The sequence below is a fragment of the Hymenobacter oligotrophus genome (genome assembly GCF_003574965.1).
In the GTDB taxonomy this organism is placed as follows: domain Bacteria; phylum Bacteroidota; class Bacteroidia; order Cytophagales; family Hymenobacteraceae; genus Solirubrum; species Solirubrum oligotrophum.
Map to the genome: position 1 here is coordinate 82,148 of NZ_CP032317.1, position 13,044 is coordinate 95,191.

The following is a 13,044-nucleotide window of genomic DNA, read 5'->3' on the forward strand; positions in this document are numbered from 1 at the left end:
CGCAGAGCCGCCTGTTGGAACCTAGGGCCCCAACATTAGCCGCGCAGGGTTGCCGCCTGCAGTTGCGCCAATGCCTCGGTGGGGTTGTACACCGGCTGTTGGCAGGCGCGGTTGTAGCACACGTAAATGGTGGTTTGGCCCTCGGCGGCGTGGCGGTTTTGCAGTAGCGGCAGTTCGCTGCTGGTGTTGGTGCCCGCTAGCACGGCGTTGGGCAGGTAGTGGCGGCTTAGCTCGCGCCTAAAGTGCTCCGCTTCGGGCCCAATCACGGCTACCTCAGCTAGCGGAGCCAGGAGGCTGAGGTACAACGAAGCCCAATTGCCGAGATGTTGCGGCTCATTTACAGCCAAATCCTGCGCAAGGGCCAGCATATTGGTGGCCCGTTCGTGCCAAGCCGGTACATCGAGCAGGGCACCTAAGCGCAACAGGTTATGCGCCATCAGGGAGTTGGAGCTGGGTATTACGTTATCGAACAACTCTTTCTTACGCGCAATCAGTGCCTCGCCGGTATCGTCGGTGTAGAATAAGTGCGAATCGGCTTCGTCGGCGAAGTGTTCGAGTACGTACTCCGTCAGCTCGCGGGCGCGTTGCAGCCACCGTTCGGCAAAGGTGGCTTCGTAGAGGGCCGTGTACGCATCAATCAGCAAGGCATAATCTTCCAGAAAGGCCACAATGGTAGCGCGGCCGTTTTTGTAGTTGCGCCACAGCCCTTGCCCGCGGCGTAAGTTTTGCTCGATGAACTCGGCATTTTGCAAGGCCAGCTCGAGGTATTGGGGCAGATGAAACGCCCGGTATGCGTCGACCAAACCGCGCAGCATGAGGGCATTCCAGCCAGTCAGGATTTTATCGTCGAGGGCGGGGCGGGCGCGTTGGCTGCGGTAGGCGAGCAGTTTTTCGCGCCAACCGGCGGCCAAGCTTGCTACCACGCCAGGGGTTAGTTGGTGTGCTTCGGCAAACGCGGCATCGGATTGACGGCGGTGCAAAATGTTGTGCCCGTGCTCCCAGTTGCCCAGGGCTGTGCAGCCGTAGTACTCGGCCGCCAAGGGGGCCTCGTCACCTAGGGCTTCGCGCAGTTGCTCCAGGCCAAAGACGTAAAACTTGCCTTCTTCGCCCTCGCTGTCGGCATCGAGCGAGGCGTAAAATCCGCCTTCCGGGCTCATCAGTTCGCGCTGCACAAAAGCCACAGTTTGCTCCACCACTTCGCGCCACTGCTCGTCTTGGGTAAGCTGATAGGCTTCGGCGTACAGGCTGATAAGCTGCCCGTTGTCGTACAGCATCTTTTCGAAGTGGGGCACCAACCACGCATCATCCACCGAATACCGCGCAAAACCGCCGCCTGCTTGGTCGTAGATACCGCCCCAGGCCATTTCGCGCAGCGTTAGGTTAGTTTGCTGCAAGGCAGCATCGTTACCGGTTAGCGCGTGCGCCCGCAGCAAAAAGCGCCAGATTACCGGCATCGGGAATTTGGGGGCTTGGCCAGTGCCGCCGCGTTTAGCATCGAAGTGCTTGGCTAGGTTGCGCAGCAGGGTGCCAAACGCTTGTTGCCCCACGGGTTTGGTGCTGATTTTGGCGCCGTACTTCTCCAAATCGTTGGCACGCAGCACCCGCGCAAAATCCTCGGCCGATTTATCCAGCTCCGCCCGATGCTCGCTGCCGTAGGCATTGGCAATTTGCTGCAGCAGCTCAAACCAGTTGCGCGACGGGAAGTACGTGCCGCCATAAAAAGGTTTTGCCTCCGGTGTCAGAAACACGTTCAGCGGCCACCCGCCACCTAAGCCCATGGCTTGAATGGCATCCATGTACACTTGGTCCACGTCGGGCCGTTCCTCCCGATCGACCTTAATGCACACAAACCGCTCGTTCATGATTTGGGCAATTTCTTCATGCTCAAACGATTCACGCTCCATTACGTGGCACCAATGGCAGGCCGCATACCCGATGCTTACCAAAATTGGCTTCTGCTCTTTTTGAGCCCGGCTAAGCGCTTCTTCGCCCCACGGGTACCAGTCAACGGGGTTGTAGGCGTGCTGCAGCAAGTACGGGCTCGATTCGTGCGCCAGACGGTTGGGTTTGGCGTGGGGGGCAGGCGTTGGCATAAGCAAATGCGAATTCGGATGGGCAGCACTATTGGAACTTGTACGCGTACGGGCTTAAACAGCAAACCCGGCCACCTAGGGCCGGGTTTGTTTTATTCTGCGGTTGGTGGTGCCTGCGGCTTGCGGCGCGGCGGTCGGCCACGGCGCTTGGCCTCCGTCGGTGGCGCCGCATTAGCATCCGCATTCGATACAGCCTCTGCCAACGGAGCCTGCGGCTCCGGGGTCGTTGCCCCCGGGTTATTCGGCTTGCGCCTAGGTGCCGGGCGCTTGCGGGCAGGAGCAGGGGCGGAGCCAATCTCGGCAACCGGAGCGGTTGGCTCTGCCGCCGGTGCCGCCGGCGTAAGAGTAGGCAAAGCGTCGATAGCCGATTCTACGGCCGCCATCAATTTGCTGGTGCCCTTGCCTCGGCCAGCGCGGCTGCGCGACTTGGGCTTTGGCGGCTCGTTGGGGCTGGCCGTTGGGGCTTGGGTGGGTGCCGCTGCAAACGTAGGCACGGCTTCGGACGCGACGGGTGGCTGGGGTTCCGGCGCGCTTCGCTCGGGTTGTTCGTCGGGTTGCGGTTCGGCATACAAAACCGGCGATTGGCGAGCGGGCCGCCCGCGCCGCTTAGGAGGCCTAGCCGTAACGGATTCCGGTCCGGTTGGCTCAGGTGTCGGCTCTGCGGGTGCCAGCGCAACCGGCGAAGCGGCTTCAACAGGCTCGTTTGGCACCGTAGCTTCCACCAACAGTTCCTGCGGATTTTCTGCGCTGGTTTCGTCGGTGTCCGGTCTGTTTTTCTTTTTGTGCTTACGCCCGCCGCGTTTGCGCTTGCGCCGTTTGGCCGGGCCTGCTTCCGTCGTACCCGATTCCATTTCGTGAGTTACCTCGGCGGCCGGGCGCACGTCCTCGGCCTCATCGGATTCTTGCTCAGCCAAGGCTTCGGCCCACAGGTCGGCCGCATCAACTGCTGGCTGAGCAGCAGGTAGGGGCGCGGTCTGCCTATCGGTTTGGGGCGCCTCCACAGGTTCGCTTCCTTCGCCGATATCAATGCGCTCTTCGCCGTCGTCGTCCGGTTCGGGCGGCAACACAGGTTTCGGGGGCGGTGGCAAAGCCACGATGCGCTTGTGCACATCGCGCAGCTCCGCGCGTACATCAACCCGGCCCGCAAGGCGCTCGAGCCGTTGCTGAGTTTGCTCCAGAAAATGGCGGTGCTCGGGCGCGCCGGCGTGCAAGGGGCGGTGCTCAAGAGCCCGCCGAATGCCGTCCCATTCCTGCGCAAATTGCCGGAAAGCGCTGTCGAAGTAAACCGCCGTAAACTTCTCCCAGATGTACTGTTCTGCCACTTCCGTCAGATGAATCATGTCGGCCGCGTAAAAGCGGTAGTCGCGCAAGTCATCCAGGAGCAGCTCGTATGCCGGAAAGTAAGTGGCCTGCGGCAACAATTCGCTCAGGTAGTGGCAAGCTACCCGCAGCACCGATTTGCTTACTGCGTTTAAGGGAAGCGTATCGCGCAGGTGCCTTACCGGGCTAACCGTCAGCACCAGCCTCAGCTTCGGATTAATTTGCCGTAGCAACGCGTACGCCTCGGTTACGGCTGTAATAATCTCTTCGGCAGATAACAGCTCCTTCTCAAAACGCTCGGCTGGGATTTTATGGCAGTTATTTACCACTTCCCCCGTTTCCTGCAGGCGGTAGCCAAACGCAGTACCTAGGGTCCAGATAAGCACGTCGGCCGAGCGTACAAACTCGGCGGTTTCGCGTACGGTTTGCTCAATCCGCTGCAGCAGGGCAGGAGGGGAGTCGGCACCTAGGGTGGCGTGCAAATCAAAGCTCTGCCAACGCCCGCGGGCTTCAACCAAGTGCTGTTGCCAATCGGTTTCTTCGCCGGCCACCGCACGCAGCAGCCGCGCCGCCGCCAGCGGGTTAAACACAGTGCCAAACGGGTTTACAAGCGTGCGCACCTTGTGTTGGGCCAGCCGCTCACCTATGACATCGGAAAAGCACGACCCTAGGGTAAGCACACGTGCCCCCAGCGAAAGAGGTTGTGCGTCGGGTCGAAGTAGTAATTCAGTACGAAACATTAGCAAAAACAGCCCCTAGGGCCGCATACGGAAGGCCAACCTACGCAACTAGCAGCTTACGGCCAAAACTTAACTTGGATTGGTGCAGCTTTTGTTGCCGAAAACGGCCAATGAAAAAGCCCTACCGGGTGGGCAGGGCTTTTCTTAACGATGCGCATGCGCAAATAGCTTACTCAGCTACAACGTTTACGCGAATTTTGTGCTTCACCTCGCGGTGCAGATCGATAGAAGCGGTGTATTCACCTACAGCTACCGGATCCGAATCGAGGCTGATGCGCTTACGATCTACTTCAAAGCCTTTGGCCTTCAGTACATCGGCAATTTGCAGCGTCGTAACACGGCCGAAAATCTTGCCCGACTCGCCTACTTTCGCAGGAATGTCGATGCTCAAGTCGCCGATGCGGTCGGCCAGGCCTTGCGCGTCGCTCTTAATCTTATCGGCTTTGTGCGAAGCCTGACGTACGTTCTCGGCTACGATTTTCTTGTTGGTCTTGTCGGCCAATACAGCCAGACCTTGGGGCAGCAGGTAATTGCGGCCGTAGCCGGGCTTTACCTTTACAACGTCGTTCTTGTAGCCCAGGCCTTTTACGTCGTCTTTCAGGATAACTTCCATCTCGGTCAGTCGTCGTTAGGGGGTAATAGACTACTTCATCTGGTCAGCCACGTAGGGCATCAGCGCCAGGTGACGGGCTTTTGCCACGGCCTGCGCTACCTTGCGCTGGAATTTCAGGCTGGTGCCCGTGATGCGGCGGGGCAGAATGCGGCCCTGCTCGTTCACGAACTTCAGCAGGAAGTCCGGGTTTTTGTAATCTACGTAGCGAATGCCGGCCTTCTTGAAGCGGCAGTACTTCTTGCGTTGCTCCTGCTTGTGGATGCGTTCGTTGGCGAGGCTCATCTTACTGGGCTACTGCTTCTGATTGTTTTGCTTTCTGCTGGTTCAGCTCGCCCTTACGACGACGCTCGTTGTAAGCCACAGCGTGCTTATCCAGAGCGGTAGTAAGGAAGCGGATTACGCGCTCGTCGCGGCGGAAGGCCAGTTCCAGCGTGTCTACCAGCGTAGATTCGCCGGTGAATTCTACCAGGAAGTAGTACCCGGTCGATTTTTTCTGAATTGGGTAAGCAAGCTTACGCAAGCCCCAGCTTTCCGAATTCAGAATGTCGGCGCCATTTTCCTTAAGCACCTGCGTGAACTTCTCGATCGTCTCTTGAACCTGCGCGTCGTTGAGCACGGGCGTCAGGATGAAGACGGTCTCATAGTTTCTGTTTGCCATTGCGGAACAGAGAAAAAGTAAGTGAGACGATGAATGAGCCGGCAAAGGTAAGAGTTTTTCTTAATCAGCGAACGATGCGAATACAATAATTGTGTCAGTTTAAGAAGTAAAGCCACTGAAGATCAACTCGTAAACCTTGTATAGCGTAGTCGGTTAATTACAACGCGGGCCGCCCTCGTCTTTGTTTCTGGGTGCAAGATCTAGCAGAGGTATCCTTACACCTATATATAATAAGGTGTAAGTCAAGGCTTCTTAGAATGATTCTAAGCAATGGCGCTAGGCCAAAATTTAGCAAACCCCGGTTTGCGGTCTGGCAATCGTGGGCTACATTTGTGGCCCTAAAGCGCCCTGCTTTTACGTTTTTCCAGCACGTTTTGCAATGAGTAGCTTCCGACTACGTCCCTTTTCACACTGGCTCCTCGCTCTGTTTCTGACGTTTACTGCTGTTGGCCAAGTGGCCGCGCAGGACAACGCGACAGTAAGCAAGGAGGGTGTGACCCCCGGCGCCACTGCCGGAGCCGCCCCTGCGGCTGCAGCGGGTAGTGCCCCCGCCGGCGACGCTGCCGCCATTTCGGCCGGCGACGCTTTGTTCAAAGGCAACTGCGCCCAGTGCCACGCCATCAACGATGTGGTGGTAGGTCCCGCATTGGCCGGTATCGAGCAGCGTCGTCCGCTGCCCTGGCTAATTAAGTGGGTTCAGAACTCAAGCAAGATGGTAGCCAGCGGCGACGAGTACGCGGTGAAAATCTTCAACGAGTACCAGAAACAGCAGATGCCCAACTTCGCGTTAAGCGACGAGGAAATCACCTCGATCTTCGCTTATGTGAAAGCTGAAGCCTCGAAGCCTGCTAATGCCGCAGTAGGTGGTGATGACCGCGGTGCCGAAGGGAAACCCTCCGGTGAAGTAGCCGACGGCGCCGGTGCTGGTGCCGGAAAGTATGTGAACGTAGTACTCATCGTTCTGATTGTAGTACTCATCGTTCTGGTTGTTACCCTAGTTATCATCGCCAACATCATGCGCGATGTGCTGCGTGGTCGCAAAGACCTCGACGGCCGCGATGTTGAGATGATTGACCAGAAAACCGACTGGATGGCCATCCTGAAGTCGGGCTGGTTTAAAGGCACCGTTGGTACGTTGTTCGTACTTGTGGTTCTGTACGAATCCATCCAGGGATTGATGGCTATCGGTTTGCAGCAGGGTTACCAGCCGTCGCAGCCGATTGCGTTTTCGCACAAGCTGCACGCCGGCGAGCATCAAATCAACTGCGCGTACTGCCACACTTCGGTGTACAAGAGCAAGTCGGCTAACATTCCTTCGGCGAACATCTGTATGAACTGCCACTCGCAGATCAAAGCAACGTCGCCCGAAATCAAGAAGATTTACCGCGCAATCCAGCGCAACCAGCCGATTCAGTGGGTACGTGTTCACAACCTGCCCGACTTGGCTTATTTCAACCATGCGCAGCACACCCAAGTAGGTGGCATTGAGTGCCAGACTTGCCACGGCCCGATCCAGAACATGGAGGTTGTGTACCAGTACTCTGCTCTAACGATGGGCTGGTGCATCAACTGCCACCGCGAGACGCCGCTCAACACCAAAGGCAACGGTTACTATGATAACCTGGTGAAGCTGCACGATAATGCCAATGCCGGTGCTCCGTTCACCGTGTCGTCGAACGGCGGCACCGAATGCTCGAAGTGCCACTACTAATAATGAAAGTACTGAGCTAGGGTGTCGAGTAAGGAAGTAAGCCATTCGCTGCTTCGTACTGGATGCCCTAACTCTCTGCCAAATACGACTACCCAACCCACGATGCAAGAGTCGCCTAAGTACTGGAAGGGAATTGAGGAGCTCGAAAACTCGCCGGAGTTTTTGCATAACGCCCTGAGCGAATTCGGGACGTTGCCGGTGAAAGAAAGCCACCCCTCAACGGATGATACGGTTGCACCGCGTCGCGACTTCCTGAAGCTGATGGGCTTTGGCCTGGCTGCCGCTACCTTGGCTAGCTGCGAAGCGCCCGTCCGTAAAGCCATTCCGTACCTGAACAAGCCCGAGGAAGTAGACCCGGGTATTGCCAACTTCTACGCTTCAACCTACTTCAACGGTCAGGACTACAACAGCGTGCTTATCAAAACGCGCGAAGGTCGTCCGATCAAGGTTGAAGGCAACCCTGAGTCGCCGGTAACGCGTGGCGGTCTGTCCGCTCGTGGTCAGGCGTCGCTGCTGAACCTGTATGACCAGGCTCGTTTGCAGTCGTTTGCGATTAACGGTAAGCCTGCCGATAAAAACCAGGTTGACCAAGAAATTCGCACGAAACTGGCTGGTGTGAATGGTCGCATCGCAATCGTTTCGCCCACCATTATCAGCCCTACTACTAAGCGTGTAATTGCTGAGTTTGCAGGCCGTTATGCCAACACGGAGCACGTAATGTACGATGCTGTGTCGCACTCAGGTCTGCTTCGTGCGAACGGGGGCGTAGTTCCGGGTTATGATTTCAGCAAAGCAGCTGTAATTGTAAGCCTAGGTGCTGACTTCCTCGGTACTTGGGTTTCGCCCGTAGAGTACGCTTCTCAGTACATCGTTAACCGCAAGGTTTCTTCTTCGAAGCGGACGATGTCGCGGCACTTCCAATTCGAGTCGAACATGTCGCTCACAGGCGCAAATGCCGACGTGCGCGTAGCCGTTAAACCTTCGGAATTGGGGCAAGTTGCATTGGCTCTGTACAACGGTGTTGTGGGCGGCGGTGCTGGTTCTTCTTACAAGAACGCCCAACTCACCAAGGCCATCAACGAGCTGAAAGCTGCTGGCAGCCGTGCGCTCGTTGTGTCGGGTTCTAACGATGCAGCTGTTCAAACGCTCGTAACAGCTATCAATGCTGCCTTAGGTAACAACGGCACTACGATCAATCCCGCAACGCCTTCATTTGTGCGCCAGGGGGATGATGCTCGCATGGCCCGTTTGGTTGCAGATATGAAAGCTGGACAAGTAGGAGCAGTTATCTTCTACCATGCCAACCCTGCCTACGATCATCCGCTGGCTGCAGATGTAAAGCAAGCGCTGCAGAATAAAAACCTGCTTAGCATTTCGTTCAACGAAAAGATGGACGAAACCACCTTGCTTTGCCAGTACCAGTGCCCTGACCACAACTGGATGGAGTCGTGGAACGACTTCGAGCCCCGTCGTGGTGCGTTGAGCTTGTCGCAGCCGGTTATCACGCCGCTTTTCAAAACGCGCCAAGCACAAGAGAGCTTGCTCGTGTGGGCGGGTAATCCTAATACCTACTATAACTACCTGCGCAATAACTGGCGCGGTGTTCTAGGTGGCAACTTCCAGGCTGGCTGGGATAAAGCAGTACACGATGGTGTTGCTGCTGGTACCCTTACTGCAGCACCTACTGCACAAGTTGCGCCTGCTATTTCAGCTGACCAAGCTGCCAGTCAAGTGGCCGCCTCTAAGGCTGCTTCGGGACTTGAGTTAGCGCTTTACGAGAAAGTTGGTGTAGGCAATGGTTCGCTTGCCAACAACCCGTGGCTGCAAGAGCTCCCGGACCCAGTTTCCAAAGCTACGTGGGGTAACTACGTTACCGTTTCCCGAGCTATGGCAAAGGAGCAAGGTTGGGAGCAAGGCGATGTAATTCGCGTTACGGCCAATGGCAAGTCAGTTGAATTGCCAGTGCTGATTCAACCAGGCCAAGCGCAAGGTTCAGTAGGTATCGCAGTAGGTTACGGCCGCGAGAAGGCCGGCAAAGTGGGCGACAAAGTAGGCGCTAATGCCTTCCCGTTGGCTCAGCTCCGCAACGGCGCCATTGTTTACAATGTGCCCGTAACGCTGGAGAAAACTGACGCTTCGCAGCCCATTGCCCAGACGCAGACACACCACACCATAATGGACCGCAAGCCGGTGGTGCAGGAAGCAACGCTGGCTCAGTACATCAAGAATCCTAAGGCCGTAACTGAGTACGACAAAATCTCCACGCCGGAAGGTTTGGAGAAGCCGAACAAAGTTTCGCTGTGGCAGGACTACGAGTACAAGAACCACCACTGGGCTATGGCTATCGACCTCAACTCATGCATTGGCTGCGGCTCGTGCGTGTTGGGTTGCCAGGTTGAGAACAATATCCCAGTAGTTGGAAAGCAAGAAGTAATCAACCGTCGCGAAATGCACTGGTTGCGTATCGACCGCTACTACAGTTCGAATACGCACAAAGATTCATTTGAGACGGAGGGTAAACTGGCTACCTACGCACTGATGGAAGACCCTTCGGATAACCCGCAGGTTATTTTCCAACCAATGCTGTGCCAGCACTGCAATCACGCTCCTTGCGAAACGGTGTGCCCCGTACTGGCTACCACCCACAGCAGTGAAGGTCTGAACCAGATGACCTACAACCGTTGCGTAGGTACCCGCTACTGCGCCAACAACTGTCCTTACAAGGTTCGCCGCTTCAACTGGTTCTCGTACTACTCTAACGAAAAGTTTGAGACCGTGAACGGGCACATGTTCACCGACCTAGGTCGCATGGTGCTTAACCCGGACGTTACGGTTCGTGCGCGTGGTGTAATCGAGAAATGCTCGTTCTGCGTGCAGCGCATCCAGTTGGGCAAACTCGAAGCCAAAAAGGAAAAGCGTCGTCCTGTTGATGGCGAAGTTGTAACGGCCTGCGCTCAATCTTGCCCCACTCAAGCCATTGTATTTGGCGACCTGAAAGATCCGAACTCTCGTGTGGCGCAAATCTGGCGCCGCGAAGATGGTGAGCGTGGCTTTAAAGTGCTCGACGCTATCAATACGCAGCCGAACATTACTTATCTGACCAAGATTCGTAACACGGACGTATCGAATTTCTTCGCGCCCGAAGCTGAGCATGCAGCAAAGGCTGAGCCCCACAATGCGTAAGTCAACCCGAAACTATTAACTGATCAATATGCAGCACGTTTCGCCTGTACGCCTGCCGCTCGTTACGAGTGGTAAAACGTACCACGACGTCACCCAGGACGTGTGCCGCCAAGTGGAGGCCAAGCCGAACATCCGCTGGATGGCCGCGCTAGCCGTTGCTTTGTTCTTTCTGGGCATTTTCTTTTACTCGGTTTACCGCACCCTGTGGTATGGTATCGGTGAATGGGGCCTGAACAAGACCGTTGACTGGGCTTGGGACATTACCAACTTCGTTTGGTGGGTAGGTATCGGTCACGCTGGTACCCTGATTTCAGCAGTACTGCTGCTGTTCCGCCAGAAGTGGCGCACCTCGATCAACCGAGCTGCAGAGGCAATGACCATCTTTGCCGTTATCTGCGCTGCAATGTTCCCGGTCCTGCACATGGGCCGTCCTTGGTTGGCTTATTGGGTATTGCCGCTGCAGAACACTTGGGGTTCGCTGTGGGTAAACTTCAATTCGCCCTTGCTTTGGGACGTATTCGCTATTTCGACCTACTTCTCGGTTTCGCTGGTTTTCTGGTACACAGGTCTGATTCCCGACTTTGCTACCATCCGCGACCGTGCTAAAGGACCCATTGCTCGTCGTGCTTACGCTTTGTTGAGCTTCGGTTGGAAAGGTGGAGCTAAGCATTGGTCGCGTTACGAGACTGTGTCGCTGATCTTGGCTGGTGTTTCAACGCCGCTGGTACTTTCGGTACACACTATTGTATCGATGGACTTCGCTACTTCGGTAGTACCAGGCTGGCATACCACCATCTTCCCACCTTACTTCGTAGCTGGCGCCATCTTCTCGGGCTTCGCTATGGTACTCACGCTAATGCTGATTACCCGTGTAGTTTTCCGTCTCGAAGACTACATCACGCTGGAGCACATCGCTCTCATGAATAAAATCATGATGATCACGGGCTCCATCGTAGGTGTAGCCTACATCACCGAATTCTTTATTGCTTGGTATTCGCAAGTAGAGTTCGAGCAGTACGCGTTTATCAACCGTGCTACTGGCCCTTACTGGTGGGCTTACTGGTCGATGATGACTTGCAACGTAATCTCGCCTCAATTGGTGTGGATTCGTCGTATCCGTTATAGCATCCCGGCAACCTTCGTCCTGTCGATCATCGTGAACATCGGTATGTGGTTTGAGCGTTTTGTGATTATCGTCACTTCGCTGCACCGCGACTACTTGCCCTCCAGCTGGGCAATGTTCTCTCCCTCGATCATTGACATTGGCATTTATGTAGGCACACTTGGTCTGTTCTTCACTTTGTTCTTGCTCTTTGCCAAGTTCTTCCCGGTGATCAACATGGCCGAAGTGAAGTCTATCCTCAAATACGGTGTGGACAACGGTCCGACTTATGGTGGCACTAACACAGGTGCTCAACAGTCGAGCTACCGTCCGACTGGTGCTCCTGCTTCTGCTCCCGTAAACTACAACAAGCATGACTAAGCGGTACGCGCTCGGCATCTTCGAAGACGAAGACGTGCTTCTGCACGCAATTGAAAACATTCGCGCTGCCGGCGTTAAAATCTACGACGTGTTTTCACCTTACCCAGTTCACGGCATCGACGATGCATTGGGTATTGAACGCTCGCGTTTGCCAATTGCTGCCTTCTTCTACGGGTTGTGCGGCTTGTCATTCGCACTCTGGATGCAGATTTATATGATGGGCTTCGACTGGCCAATGATTGTTGGGGGCAAACCTCACATCGGCCTTCCAGCCTTCATACCAGTTGCTTTTGAGCTGACGGTTCTCTTCACAGCCCACGGCATGATGATTACCTTCTTCCTTATCAGCAAGCTTTGGCCTCGGTGGCGCGTACCCGTGATGGACGTGCGCTCCACTGATGATAAATTCGTCATGGCTATTGAGCTTAAAGAGGGAACCGATCTGGCTCAGCTCACCCAACTGCTGCGTAGCAACGGTGCTTCTGAGGTGAACGAGAAAGAAATGACCAAAGAATAATGACGCATTTTGTAAAATACGGCGTCCAGGCTTCGGCCATTCTGTTCGCTTCGGTGCTAGTATCTGCTTGCAACGATGCCAACGATCCTGGCTTGGAGTATGCGCCTCAGATGTACGAATCTATTCCGTACGAGCCGCTGAAACAGTACGATGCCAACACGGTTAATCCGACTGGCATCAACATGCGGACTCCAGCCATTGCTACCGTTCCGCGTGGAAAGCTGGACTACTTCAACCACATCGGAAAGGATAGTGTAGGCATTGCAGAGCGCACGTTGCGCAACCCGCTTGCTTACAGCCGTCAGAATTTAGAAGAAGGCAAGGTTCTTTACACGCGCGTTTGCCAGCATTGCCATGGCGAACAAGGCAATGGCGATGGGCCAGTTGGTGTGAAGTTCAAAGGTGTGCCGAACTACTCGGCAGGTGCTTACGCAACCATGAATGACGCCCATATCTACCACGTAATTCAGTGGGGTAAAGGGCGCATGATGCCGCACGGTTCAATCGTAAATCCGGAGGAACGCTGGAAGATTGCGATGTACGTGCGCGTACTCCAGAAAGGAAAAGGTCCTGATGGCATGAGCGAGTTGGTACAAGACGAACTCACTCCTACCCAAAAAACCAACCCCGAAAACCAGGAGCCTTACGGGCAAGCACAAGCTGGCAAAGGTTCGGAAACCCCGGGCCAAGGTGGCACGGAAGCTCGTAACGGCACGGCAGAGTAAT

General features: G+C 55.6%; 10 protein-coding genes. 5 read left to right on the forward strand and 5 right to left on the reverse strand.

The window, feature by feature from the left end:
• Window positions 1-35: 35 nt before the first annotated feature.
• From D3Y59_RS00315 to rpsF, 5 genes are all read right to left on the reverse strand, one after another.
• Window positions 36-2,093, reverse strand: a complete 2,058-nt coding sequence (locus D3Y59_RS00315; protein ID WP_119443222.1) for a thioredoxin domain-containing protein — start codon at window positions 2,091-2,093, stop codon at window positions 36-38.
• A gap of 92 nt (window positions 2,094-2,185) precedes the next feature.
• Window positions 2,186-4,153 carry a GSCFA domain-containing protein gene (locus tag D3Y59_RS00320; RefSeq protein WP_119443223.1) on the reverse strand — a complete coding sequence of 656 codons (1,968 nt, stop codon included), beginning with the start codon at window positions 4,151-4,153 and terminating at the stop codon, window positions 2,186-2,188.
• A 169-nt stretch (window positions 4,154-4,322) separates the two neighbouring features.
• The gene (rplI, locus tag D3Y59_RS00325; RefSeq protein ID WP_119443224.1) at window positions 4,323-4,766 is read right to left on the reverse strand and encodes a 50S ribosomal protein L9; all 444 of its coding nucleotides are present in this window, start codon (window positions 4,764-4,766) and stop codon (window positions 4,323-4,325) included.
• Between the two features lie 30 nt (window positions 4,767-4,796).
• On the reverse strand, window positions 4,797-5,048 hold the full coding sequence (gene rpsR, locus D3Y59_RS00330) for a 30S ribosomal protein S18 (RefSeq protein WP_119443225.1): 252 nt from the start codon (window positions 5,046-5,048) through the stop codon (window positions 4,797-4,799).
• Window position 5,049: 1 nt separating this feature from the next.
• Window positions 5,050-5,424, reverse strand: a complete 375-nt coding sequence (gene rpsF / locus D3Y59_RS00335; protein WP_119443226.1) for a 30S ribosomal protein S6 — start codon at window positions 5,422-5,424, stop codon at window positions 5,050-5,052.
• Between the two features lie 379 nt (window positions 5,425-5,803).
• Between rpsF and D3Y59_RS00340 the strand changes: the two genes are divergently transcribed.
• The 5 genes from D3Y59_RS00340 (at window position 5,804) to D3Y59_RS00360 (ending at window position 13,043) form a co-directional block, all read left to right on the forward strand.
• Window positions 5,804-7,135, forward strand: coding sequence for a cytochrome c3 family protein (locus D3Y59_RS00340; protein ID WP_119443227.1), 1,332 nt, complete (start codon window positions 5,804-5,806; stop codon window positions 7,133-7,135).
• 102 nt (window positions 7,136-7,237) lie between these two features.
• Window positions 7,238-10,318: a TAT-variant-translocated molybdopterin oxidoreductase gene (locus D3Y59_RS00345; protein WP_119443228.1), complete on the forward strand. Its 3,081-nt coding sequence runs from the start codon at window positions 7,238-7,240 to the stop codon at window positions 10,316-10,318.
• 28 nt (window positions 10,319-10,346) lie between these two features.
• Window positions 10,347-11,801, forward strand: coding sequence for an NrfD/PsrC family molybdoenzyme membrane anchor subunit (gene nrfD / locus D3Y59_RS00350; RefSeq protein WP_119443229.1), 1,455 nt, complete (start codon window positions 10,347-10,349; stop codon window positions 11,799-11,801).
• Entirely contained in the window at window positions 11,794-12,318 is a 525-nt protein-coding gene (locus tag D3Y59_RS00355) for a DUF3341 domain-containing protein (protein ID WP_119443230.1), read from the forward strand. Before nrfD ends, D3Y59_RS00355 begins: the two co-directional genes overlap by 8 nt.
• The gene (locus tag D3Y59_RS00360; RefSeq protein WP_119443231.1) at window positions 12,318-13,043 is read left to right on the forward strand and encodes a c-type cytochrome; all 726 of its coding nucleotides are present in this window, start codon (window positions 12,318-12,320) and stop codon (window positions 13,041-13,043) included. Before D3Y59_RS00355 ends, D3Y59_RS00360 begins: the two co-directional genes overlap by 1 nt.
• The last annotated feature ends 1 nt before the right edge of the window (window position 13,044 follow it).